This window comes from Allocatelliglobosispora scoriae (assembly GCF_014204945.1).
Lineage (GTDB): Bacteria > Actinomycetota > Actinomycetes > Mycobacteriales > Micromonosporaceae > Allocatelliglobosispora > Allocatelliglobosispora scoriae.
On record NZ_JACHMN010000002.1, the window covers coordinates 1,732,772 to 1,748,430 of the forward strand.

Consider the following 15,659-nt stretch of genomic DNA (forward strand, 5'->3'; position numbering starts at 1 on the left):
GCGCGCTCAGACCAGACCCTCAGACCGACCGCACCCCACCAAACGGTGCAACGCACAGTGACGCAACTCTTCAAGAGTTGGTGCTGAGGCCTGGCGGCCTGAAGCACCAACTCTTGAAGAGTTGCGTCACGCGGAGGTGCGGCTAGACGCGGCGGGCGTCGGCCAGCAGAGCCGAATCGGGCTCGCAGAGACCGCAGGGCGTGAACCCGAGCTCCACCGCCTCGCCGACCGGCAACGGCTCATGCGGCCGTCCCAGCAGGTGCACGCACCCGGCGACGTGGTACCTCGGGCGGCCGTCGATCACGAGCACATCGGTGGCCATCCGGGCGATCCGCGCCGCGTCCGCGGGCTGAACCCGCTGCGGGATCGGCTCGTCCGGCGGGTCTTCCTCATCGTCGATATCCTCCGGCGCGGCACTCGTGCCCTGCGCCGGGATGACGACCGTGGCCGTGTCGGACCGCTCGGCGCGGTCGTTGCGGTCCTGCCGGCGCTGCGACAGCGGCTCCGGTTCGATCAGGGGTTCGGCACCGCGTGCTGAACCCCGGCGTTCGCGTGGTTCTTCGTAGTCGTCGCTCTCGGCCCGCTCGTCCTCGATGTCGAGGAGGTCCGCCTCCGCTCGCGCGGAGGTGGCCTGACGCGCGCCCACTACCAGGGCGACCGCGGCCAGGAGACTGGTCCCGATCGAACCGACGAGCAGTCCGCTCGATCCGTTCGCCAGGCCCAGCACCAGCAGGCCGATAGCGACGGCAATGAGCAGCAGACTTGCGACTATCACAGCTCACCCCCGCCGCATCGGCATCCAGAGGTCATCCCGACGCGCGTCTTCGCGCCGGGTCCAACGTGCAGTGCATCAACCGCTACGCGCGCTGCCGGTTACGGCGGCGTGAGAAAGCGGACACGTGCTTGCCGGGGTGGGCCATGTGTGCTGAGTCGACCGTGCCAGGGCATGGTCGACCCACGGCACGCCCGCATGCTGGTGCGAGGGGTCGCAGGGACATGCGGGCGGCGTGTGTGTCAGCGCGCGTCAGCGCGCGGTGCCGCCGAAGGAGCCGCCGGCACCCGTCGCAGCGGCGGCCAGATTGCCGCCGACCGCGCCGCGGCCGTTGTCAGCCCCACGGGTGACCTCGGTCTCCAGGCCCTGTGCCCGGCCTTCGAGGTCGCGGAGCTGGCTCTCCAGGTACGCCTTCAGGCGCGTCCGGTACTCGCGCTCGAACTGCTTGAGCTCTTCGATGTGCTTCTGCAGTGCGGTGCGCTTGGCGTCGAGACCGCCCATCGCCTCCTGGTGCCGCTGCCGGGCGTCACGCTCCAGGGCGTCGGCCTTGGCCCGGGACTCCCGGGTGACCTCCTCCGCCTTGGCGCGTGCCTCGGAGAGCACTTTGTCGGCTTCCCGACGCGCGTCGGAGACGTGGTCGTCGGCGGTGCGCTGAGCCATCATGAGCACCCGCAGCGCCTGCTGCTCGCCATCGGGCCCCACGGGGCCGCCGGCGACAGCGCCGCGGAACTGCTCCAGCTCGCCCTGCATGGCGCGGGCAGCGCGCTCCGCCTCGCCCTTGTCCCGTTGGACACGGTCGAGCTGAGCCTTGAGCTCGTTGAGCTCGGCGGCGAGTCGTGGATCACCGCCACCGATGGCCATCGGGGGTCCAGCCGGTGGACGTCCGCCCCGGTCGCCTTGGGCGCGAAGCTCGTTGTTTTCCTCGATCAGACGAGCAAGTTCGCGCTCAACCTCGTCCAGGAAGGCGTCAACCTCCTCCTCGTCGTACCCCCGTTTGCCGATCGGGGGCTTCTTGAAGGCGACGTTGTGCACGTCGGCCGGGGTGAGCGGCATCGAAACTCCTCGGGTCAGTTGCGGCCGCGTCAGGGTGCTGGTCAGCGGGCTAGGGCCCGCTAAATCAGCCCCCTTACGATCTGCATCAGAACGTACAGGATAATCAGCAGGATAAGGTCAGCCAGCGCAACGCTCACGTTACCAAGTCGCAGTGGTGGGATCACACGCCTCAACGGCTTGAGGGCCGGATCAGTGACGCTCCACACCACTTCGAGTCCGGCTGCCCCGTTACGACCCGGCCGCCAGTGCCTGGACCGCTGGAGGATGAACGACATCAGGAACCGGGCGATCAAGATCACCCAGAACATGTACAGCACCAGATAAACGACTTGCCACACGATCGATAACACGACAGATGAGGTCCTTTGCCGAACTAGCCCTGGCCGGTGTACCCACCTTCGGCGATCTTGGCCTTCTCCTCCGCGGTCACCTGGACGTTGGCGGGCGAAAGCAGGAACACCCGGTGCGTAACGCGCTCGATCGTACCCCGGAGTCCGAATGCCAGACCCGCTGCGAAGTCAACCAATCGCTTGGCGTCGGCCTCGTCCATCTCCGTCAGATTCATGATCACCGGCGTGCCGTCGCGGAAGTGCTCACCGATGGTGCGCGCCTCGTTGTAGGTCGTGGGGTGCAGCGTCGTGATCTGGTAACGCCGCTCCTCCTGCTTCGGCGCCATGGCCGAGCGCGGTGCGGCCGTCGGCTGCGGGCTCAGGGCGAGGTTGTCCCGCGTCGGGAAGGCGCTCGCGCCACCCGAGCCCGAACCGGCGGAACCAGTCGAACGGGTGATGGGACGCACCGTCGAACGGTCCGACCGCGGCTCGTCGTAGCGGGACGTCTCGGACCGCGAGGCATCGGCCCGGGCGCTCTCGCCCCGACCGAGGTCACCGCGCCCGGCGGAGTCGGCGCGGCCGAGGTCCGGCCGGGACCGGTCGGAGTAGCGGGTCCGCGGGACCACCGGAAGGTCGTCCTCGTCGTCCTCGTCGTCGAAGTCGTCGGCCACGCGCGCATCGGCGTAGCGGGAGTCGCGACGGGAGTCCCGGTAGCTCGACCGCTCCCGGGTGCTCGCAGCACTGTAGCGCCGATCGTCGTACTCGCGGTCATCGTCATCCTCGACGAGCCCGAGCCAGACACCAGCCTTTCGCAAAGCGCTCACGTGCCACCGCCCCCTTATGATCTTGCGAAAGCGACCGGCACCGCTGGAGTGACCAGCAGCGATCTGTCACCTTCAACGGGACCGCGTTCGCGGCGCTGCCCCGGCTGGCCGCCGCACCGCCGCGATTGCCAGATGCGAACCACACACGTGTAGTTTCGCCCGCCGTCAGGCTACCGGAGCGGCGGTCTGTTTCCGAGCAATGCGCTGCCTATCCGCACATGTGTCGCGCCATTCGCAATCGCTTCCGCCAGGTCACCGCTCATTCCGGCGGAGATGATCGTCGCTGAAGGATGATCCTTTAGCAGGCGCTCCGCCACCCCGGCGAGGGATGCGAACGCCGCCAAGGGATTGACGGACAGCGGTGCGACAGCCATCACACCGGCCAGTCTCAGCCCGCTGCTCCCGGCGATCGCCTCGGCCACCCGGTCGAAGCTCCGATCAGGATCGTCGGTCGCCAGGGCGGCGCCACCCCGGTCGAGATCACCGTCGAGACTCACCTGCACCAGCGCCTCCAGCGGCCGCTCCCGGCCGGCCGCCGCAGCGGTGGCCAGCGCCCGGACGAGCCGGACGCTGTCGACAGAGTGCACGACATCGGCGTAGCCGACCACTGATCGACACTTGTTGCGCTGGAGTTGGCCCACAAAATGCCACGTCGGCGCCGCCGCCTCGGCGAGGGCGGCAGCCACCTCGGCCGCCTTGGGAGCGGCGTCCTGGTCCCGGTTCTCGCCGACATCGCGTACCCCCAGCTGGGCCAGGTGCACGACGTCAGCCGCAGGGTAGGTCTTGGTGATCGCGACCAGGGTGACCGAGGACGGGTCGCGGCCCGCCGCAGCGCAAGCGGCGGCGATGCGCTCGCGCACCGCCGCCAGGTTCTGCGCGATCTGCTCGCGCCGCTCGTCAGAGTTCATGTGGAGACCCGAACCGACCGCAGCCGGTCCCTATGAACCGTTCTTCAGGAAGTCCGGTACGTCGACATCGTCGAAGAGCACCTTGCGGGGCTGCTTCGGCGGCTCGACCTGCTGCGGGTGCGGGTGCCGGATCGTGGTCTCCACGGTCGGCGTGACCCGGCGCGGAATCTCCACCGGCTTGTAGGTGGGCGAGCCGCCGTCGAAGCCGGCCGCGATCACCGTGACCCGGACCTCGTCACCGAGGGCGTCGTCGATGACGGCGCCGAAGATGATGTTGGCGTCGGGGTGAGCCGCGTCGGTGACGAGCTGCGCCGCGTCGTTGATCTCGAAGAGGCCCAGGTCGGAGCCGCCCGCGATGGAGAGCAGGACGCCACGTGCGCCGTCCATGCTCTGCTCCAGCAGCGGGCTGGAGATCGCCCGCTCCGCCGCCTCGACGGCCCGGCTGTCGCCCCGCGCGCTGCCGATGCCCATGAGGGCACTGCCGGCACCGCTCATGACGCTCTTGACATCGGCGAAGTCGAGGTTGATCAGGCCGGGCGTGGTGATGAGGTCGGTGATGCCCTGGACACCGGAGAGCAGCACCTGATCGGCCTGCCGGAAGGCGTCCATCATGGTGATGCCACGGTCACCGAGGGCGAGGAGCCGGTCGTTGGGGATCACGATGAGCGTGTCGCACTGGTTGCGCAGCTCCTCGATGCCCGTCTCGGCCTGGACCTGACGGCGCTTGCCCTCGAAGGAGAACGGCCGGGTGACCACGCCGATGGTGAGCGCGCCCAGCTTGCGAGAGATGTTGGCGACCACCGGCGCGCCGCCGGTGCCCGTGCCGCCGCCCTCACCGCACGTCACGAAGACCATGTCGGCGCCCTTGAGCACTTCCTCGATCTCGTCGCGGTGGTCCTCGGCGGCGTTCTTGCCGACGTCAGGATTGGCTCCCGCGCCGAGACCCCTGGTCAGCTCGCGGCCGACATCGAGCTTCACATCGGCGTCGCTCATCAGCAGCGCCTGCGCATCAGTGTTGATGGCGATGAACTCGACGCCCTTCAGGCCAACCTCGATCATCCGGTTGACGGCGTTGACGCCACCTCCGCCGATGCCGACGACCTTGATGACCGCGAGATAGTTGTGCGGAGGTGTCATTCGGCCCTTCCCCTCTGTGGCGTGCGAGGGGGAGAGGAAACCCTCACCCTCTACTAGAGGCTCAGAGTTATGTCAACTACTGTGCCCTGTGGAAAACGTAGGCGCCCCACGCTCGTGATCCAAGGACCACGTGCGGCGTGTCGAGAGCGCTCCTGTCTGCTCCACTGTGGATCTGATGCTTTATGTGGCGAGTGATCAGGATATCGTGACCACCTCAGGGGCTGTCACGTCGATTGTCTTGCCGGGCCGGTTGAGCAACGCAGTCGCCACCCGAGCCTTGAGATCACCCTCCGACGTGTCACCCCAGAGCACCACCCTATCGCGCCGGAGCTCGAGTCTGATGCGCGCGGGCGCGTCCACGACCAGGGTGACGAGCTGATCACGGAGCTGCGGCGTCAGCACACTGAGGACGGCGATCGCCGCCATCGTCTCCGGATCGTCCGGTCCGGGCTCGCCGACCCGCACCAGCGGCAGGTGCGCGGGCCGCTCATCGACCGTCAGAAACGCCACTCCCGCGGCGTCTACCAGGGAAAACTTCTTCTCCCGAGGGACGGCGGCGACGGCCGTCCGCTCGGTCACCGCGATGGTGATCTCATGGGGCCAGGAGCGGCTCACGACCGCGTCGGCGGCCGGGACCAGCGCCGCCACCCGGTCGCGTACGGCCGCCAAATCCACTTTGAGCAGCGGCGTGCCGAGCGGGATCGCGGCGGCCGCGACCACCTCGTCCGGGTGCAGGATCGCCACGCCGGAGACACGGACGGAGTCCACGCCGAAGACCGAGGTCGCGAGCAGGACCCAGGCCGCCACCGCCCCGAGGGCCACGACGAGGGCGCCGATCCCCCACGGCGCCATCGACTTCAGCCGACGGCGCCGGGCCCGCCGCATGAAGCGCCGGACCGACGGCGGGACGGCGTCGCGCCCCGCCCGGACCAGGCGCCAGCGCCGGATGCCGTCGGCGTCGGTCTCGCCGGCCACGCTCACCCCTCCGCGAGGCGGGAGTGCCGGGCGATGTAGCCCTCGTCGGCGGGGTCGGCAGAACCGTCCGCCTCCTCCCGCAGGGCATCCGCCCGGCGGGCCAGGATCGTCAGGAGCTCGTCGCCCATGAGGGAGATCGGGGGCGCCCCCATCGTCACGACCACGTCGCCCTCACGGGCCCGGCGGGCCACCTCCGGCGGCACGTCCTCCCAGGACGGCACGAAGACCTTGGCATCGGCGGGGAGTCCGATCGCACCGGTGAGCGCGACACCACCCTCGCCCGGGTGCCGGGTCTCCCCCGGTCCGAAGACCTCCAGCACGATCACCTCGTCGGCGATCGCCAACGCCTGCGCGATCTCGGCCTGCAGATCCCGGGTGCGGTAGACGCGGTAGGGCTGGAAGACGACGATCAGCCGCCCGGCCCCGGCCACCTCCTTCAGCGTGGAGATCGCCGCGGTCATCGAGGTGGGGTGGTAGGCGTACTCGTCGTAGACCTTGACACCGCCGACGATGCCCTTGAGCTCGAACCGGCGGCGTACGCCGGGGAAGACCGCCAGCGCCTCGACCGCCATCGGCGCGGGCAGCCCGAGTTTCACCGCCGTGAGCAGCGCCCCGGCACTGTTGAGCCCCAGGTGCCGCCCCGGCGACGGCAGGCTCACCTCGCCGAGCGACTCACCGTCCACCGTGGCCAGATAGCGCACCCCGGCGACCGAGGAGGAGACCTCGGTGAGGCGCAGGTCGGCGTCGGCGGACTCACCGTAGGTGTAGACGGTGCGCCCCTCGGCCCGCAGCGTGGCGGCGAGTTCCCGGGTGAAGTCGTTGTCGGCCCAGGTCACCACGAAGCCCGACGGATCGGTGAGCCGCCCGAACTCCCGGAACGCCTCGCGGAGCCCGTCGAGGTCGCCGTAGGTGTTGAGGTGGTCCGAGTCGATATTGGTGACGATCGAGACATGCGGCCGATAGAGCAGGAAGGACCGGTCGCTCTCGTCGGCCTCGGCGACGAAGTAGTCGCCGCCGCCGTGGTGGGCGTTGGAGCCGACCTCGGAGATCTCACCGCCGATGACGAAGGACGGGTCCAGCCCGGCGTGCTGGAAGATGAGCGTCGCCATCGAGGTGGTGGTGGTCTTGCCGTGGGTGCCGGCGATCGCGATCGTCTGGCGGCCCGTCATCGCCGCGGCGAGCGCCTCGGCCCGGTGCAGCACCCGCAGCCCGCGCCGCCGCGCCTCGACCAGCTCGATGTGGTCGTCGGGGATGGCGGTGGAGTAGACGACCGTGTCCACGCCATCCAGATTGGACCCCTCGTGGGTCATGTAGATCGTGCCGCCCAGGGCGCGCAGCGCCGCCAGGGCGGGCCACTCCCGCAGCTCCGACCCCGAGACCGCGATGCTGCGGGTCAGGTAGAGCCGGGCCAGGCCGCTCATGCCGACGCCACCGACCCCGATGAAGTGCACGGTGCCCAGCTCCTCGGCGGTGAGCACGCCCGCCGGTGTCAACTCAGCAGTCTCCATGCCGACCTCCTTAGTTTCCCGCCCGCTGGGCGGCGACGGCGTCCAGGACAAACCTGCGCAGGGCCTCGTCGCCGTCCCGCCGCCCGTACGCCGCAGCCGCCACACCCATCGCCGACAGGCGCTGCCGGTCCGTGACGAGCGGGATGATCTGCTGCCCGATCCACTCTGGACTCAGGTCGGCGTCGTCGACGATGACACCGCCACCAGCCTCAACGACTGGGAGCGCGTTGCGCCGCTGCTCGCCGTTGCCGTAGGGCAGGGGGACGTAGATCGCCGGCAGGCCCAGGGCCGCGGTCTCGGCGCAGGTCAGCGCGCCGCCACGGCAGAGCACGAGGTCCGCGGCGGCGTAGCCGAGCTCCATCTCGGAGAGGAATTTCACCGTGACGTAGGGCGCGGCGAGGCCGGTCGGGATCTCGACATCGTCGTTGCGGGCACCGATGACGTGCAGCACCTGGATCCCGGCGTCGGTGAGCGCCCGGGCGGCGCCGGCCATGGCGAGGTTGATCGAGCGGGCGCCCTGGGAGGCGCCGAAGACGAAGAGGGTGGGCCGGTGCGGGTCGAGCCCGAAGTGGGCCAGGGCCTTCTCCCGGGTGGCGGCCCGGTCGAGCGAGGTGATCGAGGTGCGCAGCGGTACGCCGACCACGCTCGCGTCGCGCAGCGCCTCGGACTGCACGGGCTGGTGCGGGAAGCCCACGGCGACGTTCTGGGTGAACTTCATGCCGAGCCGGTTGGCGACACCCGGCGGCACGTTGACCTCGTGGATCACGATCGGCGTGTGCCGGCGCCAGGCCGCGAGGTAGGCCGGGACGCTGACGTAGCCGCCGAAGCCGACGACGACATCGGCCGAGACCTCGTCGAGGATCTCCCGGGCGGCCCGGGAGGACTTCCACATCCGGTCCGGGGTACGCAGCAGGTTCATGTTGACCGAGCGCGGGAGCTGATAGGCCGGGATGTGCCGCAGGTCGTAGCCGCGGGGCGGGATCAGCTCGGTCTCCAGGCCCTTCGGCGTGCCGAGGCACGTGATCCGCACGGACGGGTCGTGCCGGCGCAGGCAGTCGGCGAAGGCGAGCAGCGGATAGATGTGCCCGCCGGTGCCACCTCCCGCCAGCACTACCGACCGCACCGCAGAGCCCTCACCTGTCTGAGTCAACCGTCTCGCCCCTTCCACGTCCCGCACGTCGTTGCCCATCGCCGGATCGGCGTCTCGCCGCAGGCGCCGCGGGGCGGCCGGTCCGGCGCTCCCCGGGCGCGGTGGACGCGTCAGCGGGGACAGCCGAGTCGGCCGGGCGGAACCGGGCGGACAGAGCGGGCAACGGCGCCCAGAGTAGCCGCACCCATCGGGCCGGTGGGCGGGCATGCAGGGCCCGGGCCGCTTCGGGCTCCGCCCGGGCGAACGAGGCGAGCATCCCGACCGCGCCCATGGAGACGACGAGCGCCGATCCGCCGTAGGAGATGAAGGGCAGCACCAGGCCCGTGACCGGCAGCAATCCGACGACTCCGCCGATGTTGATCAATGCTTGGCCGAGCAGCCAGAGTGTCACCGCGGTCGCCGCGATCCGCCGGAACGGGTCCGGCACCCGGCTGGCGATCCGCAGCCCGGTGTAGCCGAGCACCCCGAACAGGACCAGCACCATCACGCAGCCGACGACGCCGAGCTCCTCGGCGATGATCGCGAAGATGAAGTCGTTGCGGTTCTCCGGCAGGCGGCCCCACTTGAACACGCTCTGGCCGAGGCCCGCACCGAACCAGCCGCCGTCGAGCAGGGCCAGCTTGCCCTGGGTGATCTGGTAGCACTCCTCCATCTGATTGCACAGCTCCGGATGGAGGAAGGCGGTGAGCCGACCGAACCGGTAGCCCTTGCCCGGCGCCATCACCAGCGCGGCGACACCGGCGAGCGCGACGAGGATCATGGTGCCGAAGACCCGGAACCGCACCCCGGCGACCCAGAGCATCGAGACGAAGATGATCAGGATCGTCAGCATCGTGCCGAGGTCGTTGTATCCGACCAGGACGAAGAGCAGGCCGACGACGGGGAAGAGCGGCGTCGCCAGCTCGCGCAGGCGGCCGATCTGCTCACCCTTGCGTACGAGCACGTCGGCGCCCCAGATGACCAGGGCGAACTTGGCGAGCTCGGACGGCTGGAGCTGGACCGGGCCGACGTTGAGCCAGAGCTCGTGCGCGACGAAGGGGCCGAGCTTCGGTGCGTTGATCTTGCTGGACCCGGCGAGCAGGTTGATCAGGTCCAGGATGGCGAGCAGGCCGATCGAGGTGCCGAGGGCGAGCCGCGCCAGGCCCCGGAACGTCCGCCGGGGCAGCCGCTGGCAGATCCAGAAGGCGATCAGCCCGACCACCGCCGCGCCGAACTGCTGGATCACGTCACCGTAGGCGCTGCGGGTCTCCACGAAGGAGGTGATGCTCGTCGCGGAGAAGACCATCGTCAGGCCGATGATGAGCAGCAGGCCCGCGCTCGCGAGCAGCAGGTAGTAGGAGGCGAGCGGCCGGTCCAGCATGCCGCGCAGGGCGGAGACCCACCCCAGCAGGTCAGCGGGGCTCGGCCGGTGCCAGGTGGTCGGCTGGGCCTCGGTGGCGGCGGGCGGGGCCGCAGGCGCGGACTCAGGCGCCTCCGGCGTACCCCGGCCGGTCCCCGTCACGCCTCACCCGTTGGCGCGGCACCCGACAGCGCCGCCACGGCGGCGGCGAACGCCTTGCCGCGGTGCGCGTAGCTCTGGTACATGTCCAGGCTCGCCGCGGCCGGTGCCAGCAGCACGGTGTCGCCCGGTCCGGCCAGTGCCGACGCCGCCTTCACGACCTCCCCCATCGCCCCATCATCGGTCCTCGCCACGTCGACGACCGGCACCCCGGGGGCGTGTCGGGCAAGCGCCGCGGCCACCTGGGCCCGATCGACGCCGAGCAGGACCGCCCCGGCGAGCCGGTCCGCGATCGAGATCACCAGCTCACTGATGTCGACGCCCTTGAGCTGACCACCCACGACCCACACCACCCGGGGGTACGCCGTGAGCGAGGCGAGGGCCGCGTGCGGGTTCGTCGCCTTGCTGTCATCCACATAGGAGACCTCGTCGACCGTGGCGACGAACTCGTTGCGGTGGTGCTCCGGCAGGTAGGCCTCGAGACCGGCCCGGATCGCCTCGACCGGCACCCCGTGCGCCACCGCCAGCGCCGCCGCGGCGAGGGCGTTGGCGACGTTGTGCGCACCGGCGGGCCTGATCACGGCAGCCTCGACGATCCGGGTGCCGTCGGGCGTGACGAGCCAGCCGTCGACGACGCCGAAGGATCCCGAGGCGTCCGCGCCGAGCGTGAAGCCGACATGCCGCCCGGGTGCCTGGGCCAGCTGTGCGCGTACCCACGGATCATCGAGATTGCCCACCGCGACCGGGCCGCGCCAGACGGCGGTCTTGGCCCCGCCGTATGCGTCGATGTCGCCGTGCCACTCCAGGTGGTCGGGGGCGAGGTTGAGCAGCGCACCGGCCTGCGGCGCGAGCGTGGAGGACCAGTGCAGCTGGAAGCTGGACAGCTCCACGGCGAGCACGGCGTAGTCGTCGGGGAGGTCGACGAGCGGCTCGCCGATGTTGCCGAGCGCGGCGGTGCGCAGCCCGGCGGCGCGCAGGATCGAGGCGAGCATCGTGACCGTCGTGGTCTTGCCGTTGGTGCCGGTGACCGCGAGCCAGGGCGGCGAGTCGGGCCCGCGCAGGCGCCAGGCGAGCTCCGGCTCGCTGTAGACGTCGATGCCGCGCGCGATCGCCTCGACGACGAGCGGGTGGTGCGGCGGGATCCCCGGCGAGACGATCAGGTCGTCGGCCCCGTCGAGCAGATCGGCCCGGGGTTCCTCGGTGATGACGACGGTAGCGCCCGCGGCGGCGAGCTCAGCGGTCTGCGCGGTGTCGGTCCGATCGACGACGGTGACGATCCCCCCGCGCCGCAGGACGGCCGAGGCGCACGCGCCCCCCGCCATCCGCGCTCCGACAACAACAACCCGACGCCCCGAAAAATCGGCCACCGTCATCGCTCAACCCCTCGTTAATTCGCGTTGATCAAGGGAAGACTCACCATGTCGGGTGTCCGATTCGCGGCGAGTCTTCCCTTGATCAACGCGATATCAGCTATGGCGAGACCGCTCTGAGGAACTCGCTGTAGAACAAGCCCAGGCCTACCGCCACGCCGATGCCGCCGATGATCCAGAAGCGGATGACGATGTTGACCTCGCTCCAGCCCGCTAACTCGAAGTGGTGCTGTAGCGGGGACATGCGGAAGACGCGTTTGCCGGTCGTCTTGAAGGAGATGATCTGGATGATCACGCTCATGGTGATGATGAAGAAGAGGGCGCCGATGATCGCCAGGAGCATCATCGTGCGGGTCGCCATCGCCAGGCCCGCGATCAGGGCACCCAGGCCCAGCGCGCCGGTGTCGCCCATGAAGATCCGGGCCGGCGAGGCGTTCCACCAGAGGAAGCCGACGCAGGCGGCGGCCGCCGCGGCGGCGATCATCGAGATCTCCAGCGGGTCCCGGACCTCGTAGCAGTAGTTGGCGGTGTAGGCGGGGTCCGCGCACCAGTGCCGGTACTGCCAGAAGCCGAGGAAGCTGTAGCACGCGAGCACCATCACCGAGGTGCCGGTCGCGAGGCCGTCGAGGCCGTCGGTGAGGTTCACCGCGTTGCTCGCCGCGAGCACCATGAAGATGAAGACGATGACCGCGCCGATCTTGCCGACGTTGAGCCAGTCGATGTCGCGGATGAAGGAGATCTTCGTCGAGCCGACGGTCGCCTGGTTGGTGCTCGGGTTGTAGAGCGCCACGACCGCGAAGATCGCACCGACCAGGAACTGGCCGAAGAGCTTGCCGCGCTTGTTGAGGCCGCCGCTGTTGCGCTTGCGCACCTTGAGGAAGTCGTCGATGAAGCCGACCGCGCCGCAGAAGACGAAGAGTCCCAGCAGCACCAGCGCCGTGATCGTGGGCTTGACCTGCCCGATCTGCGCGGCGGGCAGCGTGGTGAGGGCGAGGTGGCCCGCGACGTAGGCGATCACCGTCGAGACGATGAAGACGACGCCGCCCATGGTGGGCGTGCCCTTCTTGCTCAGGTGGCTCTGCGGCCCGTCGGCCCGGATGGGCTGGCCGCCGGTCTTCAGCTTCGTGAAGACCCGGATCGCGAGCGGCGTGCCGAAGAGCGACACGAGGAACGCCACGATCACCGCGATGAACACAGCCCTCATGACACAGGCTCCCGGAGGGAGTCGACCACGTCCCAGGTCCGGTAGCGCGACCCCTTCACCAGGATCACATCACCCGGACTCAATCGCTGCCGCAGCACCTCGATCGCGGCGTCCTGATCGTCGACCAGCACAGCCTCTCCTCCCCACTGCAATTGCGCTACCGCTCCGTCATGGATCGCCGCAGCGGGCGAACCCACCACGATCAGCAGGTCAACCCCGGTCTCGGCGGCGGTCCGGCCCACTTCTTCGTGTCCGGACCGTTCGAAATCGCCGAGCTCCGCGTGGTATCCCAGCACCGCGATGGAGCGCCGACCGGTCGCCATCGCCGCGAGCGCGTGGAGCGCGGCAGCGGTGGAGCCCGGATTCGCGTTGTACGAGTCGTCGATCACCGTGACACCGTCGGCACGGTTGAAGACATCCATCCTTCGGCTGGAGACGAGCCGCGACTCGCCCAGCGCGGTCGCACATTCATCGAGCGGCAGGCCCACCGCGCGGGCGACGGCGACAGCGGCCAGGCTGTTGCCGACCTGATGCCCGCCGGCCACCGCGAGCCGCACCGGCACGGTCCCATCCAGGGTGTACGCCGCCCGCCCCGCCTCGTCGAGCGTCACGTCGGTGGCCCGGAGCCCGGCGTCGGCGGAGGTGCCGACGGTGAGCACCCGGGCGCGGGTGCGCGGCGCCATCGCAGCGACGAGCGGGTCGTCGGCGTTGAGGATCGCGAGCCCGTCCGGCGGCAGCGCCTCGATCAGCTCGCCCTTCGCCAGCGCGATCTTCTCCACCGAGCCGAACTCGCCGATGTGGGCGGAGCCGACGTTGACGACCACGCCGATCCGGGGCGGCGCGATCTCGCAGAGGTAGCGCAGGTGTCCGACCCCGCGGGCGCCCATCTCCAGCACCAGGAAGCGGGTCTGCTCGTCGGCGATGAGCACGGTGTGCGGCAGGCCGAGCTCGTTGTTGAAGGACCCGGCGGGCGCCACGGTCGGGCCGACCCGGGCGACGAGCTGCCCGATCAGGTCCTTCGTCGTGGTCTTGCCCGAGGAGCCGGTGATCCCGATGACGGTCAGCTCGGGCAGCCGGTCGAGCACGGCGCGGGCGAGCAGGCCGACCGCGGCGAGCACGTCGCCGACGACGATCATCGGCACGCCCTCGACGACCCGGCTGCCGAGCACACCGGCCGCGCCCTGGTCGACGGCCCTGGCGGCGAAGTCGTGCCCGTCCACCGACGCGCCGTCGAAGGCGAGGAAGAGCCCGCCCGGCCCGACCTTGCGGGAGTCGTACTCCACCGCACCCGTCACCGGGGTCGACGGGTCGGCCGCGGACAGGGTGCCGCCGACCACCGCGGCGATCTCGCCGAGCGTCATCGTGATCATCGGGTGCTCCGGGCGGTCAGGGCGTCGGCGAGCTCGATCCGGTCGTCGAAGGGCAGCACCTGGCCGTGGATCTCCTGGCCGCGCTCGTGCCCCTTGCCGAGGACGGCGATGACGTCACCGGGCTCGGCGCGGCGGACCGCCTCGTCGAGGGCGCGGCGGCGACCGGCCACCTCGACCACCTCGGTGGCGGAGCCGTGCGTTCCGGCGATCACCTCGGCCCGGATCGCGGCCGGGTCCTCGGTGCGCGGGTTGTCGTCGGTGACGAGGACCAGGTCGGCGGCGACGGCGGCCGCACCCATCATCGGGCGCTTGCCGCGGTCGCGGTCGCCACCGGCACCGATCACGCAGATCAACCGACCGTGCCGGTGCTCGGCGAGTTCCCGCAGGGCGCGCAGCGCCGCCACGATCGCGTCCGGCTTGTGGGCGTAGTCCACGACACCGAGGATCTCCCCCGGCACGGTGACCCGCTCCAACCGCCCCGGTACGCCGGGGCAGGCGGCGATGCCCCGGGCCGCCGTGGCGGGGTCGACCCCGACGGCGGCGAGCAGGGCGAGGCCGAGCAGCGCGTTGGCGACGTTGTGCCGTCCGGCGATGGCGACACCCGCGTCGACCACGATCCCGTCCGGTCCCAGGGCGAGGAAGCTCTGGTCGTACCCCCCGGAGATCTTGTCCGCCCGCCAGGTGGCGGCGGGGTCACCCGCCGCCGAGTAGGTGAGCGTGCCCGGGCGCAGCAGCGGCTCCAGGGCCGGATCGTCGCGGTTGATGACCTCGGCGGCGGCGCGGCCGTCGAAGAGGGACGCCTTGGCCGCGAAATACTCCTCGGCGTCGGCGTGGAAGTCCAGGTGGTCCATGCCGAAGTTGGTCCAGCCCACGGCGGCGAAGCGGACCCCGCCGACCCGGCCCAGCGTCAGGGCGTGGCTCGACACCTCCATCACCACGGCGGTGACGCCGCGCTCGCGGGCCACCGCGAGCAGCGCGTGCAGGTCGGCCGCCTCGGGCGTGGTGCGGGCACTGTCGATCACCAGATCGCCGAGACGGGTCTCGACCGTGCCGATCAGCCCGGTCACGTGTCCGGCCGCCCGCAGCCCCGACTCGACCAGATAGGCGGTCGAGGTCTTGCCCGCCGTGCCGGTGATGCCGATGACCGTCAGCGCGGCCGTCGGCGCCCCGAAGACCAGGTCGGCCACCGCGCCCAGCACCGCCCGGGGATCGGGCACCACGAGCACCGGCAGGCCGGTGGCCGCCGCCTGCTCGGCGCCTGCGGCATCGGTGAGGACCGCCACCGCGCCCGCGTCGCGCGCCTGGGCGGCGAACTCGGCGCCGTGCCGCCGCGAGCCGGGCAGGCCTGCGTAAAGGTCACCGGGACGGACCTCAGACCCGGCGTGCGTGACGCCCGTGACCTGCGGGTTGTCGGCTGGAAGCGGTGCACCTGCGAGCGCCGCGATTTCCCGCAGCGCGACCGGTGGCACGCCGCCAGGCCGTGGAGTTGCTGACACGCCGTAGGACCTTACCCGTTGCTAGTAGGGAGCCCGCCGCTAGTGCTGGCCCATCGGTCGATGAG

At 70.6% G+C, this 15,659-nt stretch carries 14 protein-coding genes; all 14 read right to left on the bottom strand.

What is annotated here, in order from left to right:
* Positions 1 to 142: 142 nt before the first annotated feature.
* The 14 genes from F4553_RS13470 to F4553_RS13535 all read right to left on the bottom strand — a co-directional run bounded on the left by F4553_RS13470 (position 143) and on the right by F4553_RS13535 (position 15,594).
* Positions 143 to 775, bottom strand: coding sequence for a hypothetical protein (locus F4553_RS13470; protein ID WP_184835943.1), 633 nt, complete (start codon positions 773 to 775; stop codon positions 143 to 145).
* A 249-nt stretch (positions 776 to 1,024) separates the two neighbouring features.
* The gene (locus tag F4553_RS13475; RefSeq protein ID WP_184835945.1) at positions 1,025 to 1,825 is read right to left on the bottom strand and encodes a DivIVA domain-containing protein; all 801 of its coding nucleotides are present in this window, start codon (positions 1,823 to 1,825) and stop codon (positions 1,025 to 1,027) included.
* Positions 1,826 to 1,884: 59 nt separating this feature from the next.
* On the bottom strand, positions 1,885 to 2,175 hold the full coding sequence (locus tag F4553_RS13480; RefSeq protein ID WP_184835947.1) for a YggT family protein: 291 nt from the start codon (positions 2,173 to 2,175) through the stop codon (positions 1,885 to 1,887).
* Between the two features lie 23 nt (positions 2,176 to 2,198).
* Positions 2,199 to 2,978 (bottom strand): cell division protein SepF, encoded by a 780-nt coding sequence (locus F4553_RS13485; RefSeq protein ID WP_184835949.1) that lies wholly within the window; start codon positions 2,976 to 2,978, stop codon positions 2,199 to 2,201.
* Positions 2,979 to 3,148: 170 nt separating this feature from the next.
* Positions 3,149 to 3,886: a YggS family pyridoxal phosphate-dependent enzyme gene (locus tag F4553_RS13490; protein ID WP_184835951.1), complete on the bottom strand. Its 738-nt coding sequence runs from the start codon at positions 3,884 to 3,886 to the stop codon at positions 3,149 to 3,151.
* 30 nt (positions 3,887 to 3,916) lie between these two features.
* The gene (ftsZ, locus tag F4553_RS13495; protein WP_184835953.1) at positions 3,917 to 5,023 is read right to left on the bottom strand and encodes a cell division protein FtsZ; all 1,107 of its coding nucleotides are present in this window, start codon (positions 5,021 to 5,023) and stop codon (positions 3,917 to 3,919) included.
* Positions 5,024 to 5,218: 195 nt separating this feature from the next.
* Positions 5,219 to 5,998, bottom strand: a complete 780-nt coding sequence (locus F4553_RS13500; protein WP_312875196.1) for a cell division protein FtsQ/DivIB — start codon at positions 5,996 to 5,998, stop codon at positions 5,219 to 5,221.
* Positions 5,999 to 6,000: 2 nt separating this feature from the next.
* Positions 6,001 to 7,506 (bottom strand): UDP-N-acetylmuramate--L-alanine ligase, encoded by a 1,506-nt coding sequence (gene murC, locus F4553_RS13505; RefSeq protein WP_184835955.1) that lies wholly within the window; start codon positions 7,504 to 7,506, stop codon positions 6,001 to 6,003.
* Between the two features lie 10 nt (positions 7,507 to 7,516).
* Positions 7,517 to 8,629, bottom strand: coding sequence for an undecaprenyldiphospho-muramoylpentapeptide beta-N-acetylglucosaminyltransferase (gene murG, locus F4553_RS13510; RefSeq protein ID WP_312875197.1), 1,113 nt, complete (start codon positions 8,627 to 8,629; stop codon positions 7,517 to 7,519).
* Between the two features lie 10 nt (positions 8,630 to 8,639).
* Positions 8,640 to 10,016, bottom strand: a complete 1,377-nt coding sequence (locus F4553_RS13515; RefSeq protein WP_184840708.1) for an FtsW/RodA/SpoVE family cell cycle protein — start codon at positions 10,014 to 10,016, stop codon at positions 8,640 to 8,642.
* A gap of 137 nt (positions 10,017 to 10,153) precedes the next feature.
* Positions 10,154 to 11,527 carry a UDP-N-acetylmuramoyl-L-alanine--D-glutamate ligase gene (gene murD, locus F4553_RS13520; RefSeq protein ID WP_184835959.1) on the bottom strand — a complete coding sequence of 458 codons (1,374 nt, stop codon included), beginning with the start codon at positions 11,525 to 11,527 and terminating at the stop codon, positions 10,154 to 10,156.
* Positions 11,528 to 11,624: 97 nt separating this feature from the next.
* Positions 11,625 to 12,728 (bottom strand): phospho-N-acetylmuramoyl-pentapeptide-transferase, encoded by a 1,104-nt coding sequence (gene mraY, locus F4553_RS13525; protein ID WP_184835961.1) that lies wholly within the window; start codon positions 12,726 to 12,728, stop codon positions 11,625 to 11,627.
* The gene (locus tag F4553_RS13530) at positions 12,725 to 14,098 is read right to left on the bottom strand and encodes a UDP-N-acetylmuramoyl-tripeptide--D-alanyl-D-alanine ligase (protein ID WP_184835963.1); all 1,374 of its coding nucleotides are present in this window, start codon (positions 14,096 to 14,098) and stop codon (positions 12,725 to 12,727) included. Before F4553_RS13530 ends, mraY begins: the two co-directional genes overlap by 4 nt.
* A complete protein-coding gene (locus tag F4553_RS13535) occupies positions 14,095 to 15,594 on the bottom strand; it encodes a UDP-N-acetylmuramoyl-L-alanyl-D-glutamate--2,6-diaminopimelate ligase (RefSeq protein ID WP_184835965.1) in 1,500 nt (499 codons plus the stop codon). The genes F4553_RS13530 and F4553_RS13535 overlap by 4 nt, the downstream gene beginning before the upstream one ends.
* Between the last annotated feature and the right edge of the window lie 65 nt (positions 15,595 to 15,659).

Coding starts and splice junctions, on each gene's coding strand:
- murC (WP_184835955.1), bottom strand. CDS start 7,506: ATGGAGACTGCTGAGTTGACACCGGCGGGCGTGCTCACCGCCGAGGAG.
- ftsZ (WP_184835953.1), bottom strand. CDS start 5,023: ATGACACCTCCGCACAACTATCTCGCGGTCATCAAGGTCGTCGGCATC.
- F4553_RS13530 (WP_184835963.1), bottom strand. CDS start 14,098: ATGATCACGATGACGCTCGGCGAGATCGCCGCGGTGGTCGGCGGCACC.
- F4553_RS13515 (WP_184840708.1), bottom strand. CDS start 10,016: ATGCTGGACCGGCCGCTCGCCTCCTACTACCTGCTGCTCGCGAGCGCG.
- mraY (WP_184835961.1), bottom strand. CDS start 12,728: ATGAGGGCTGTGTTCATCGCGGTGATCGTGGCGTTCCTCGTGTCGCTC.
- F4553_RS13490 (WP_184835951.1), bottom strand. CDS start 3,886: ATGAACTCTGACGAGCGGCGCGAGCAGATCGCGCAGAACCTGGCGGCG.
- F4553_RS13475 (WP_184835945.1), bottom strand. CDS start 1,825: ATGCCGCTCACCCCGGCCGACGTGCACAACGTCGCCTTCAAGAAGCCC.
- murD (WP_184835959.1), bottom strand. CDS start 11,527: ATGACGGTGGCCGATTTTTCGGGGCGTCGGGTTGTTGTTGTCGGAGCG.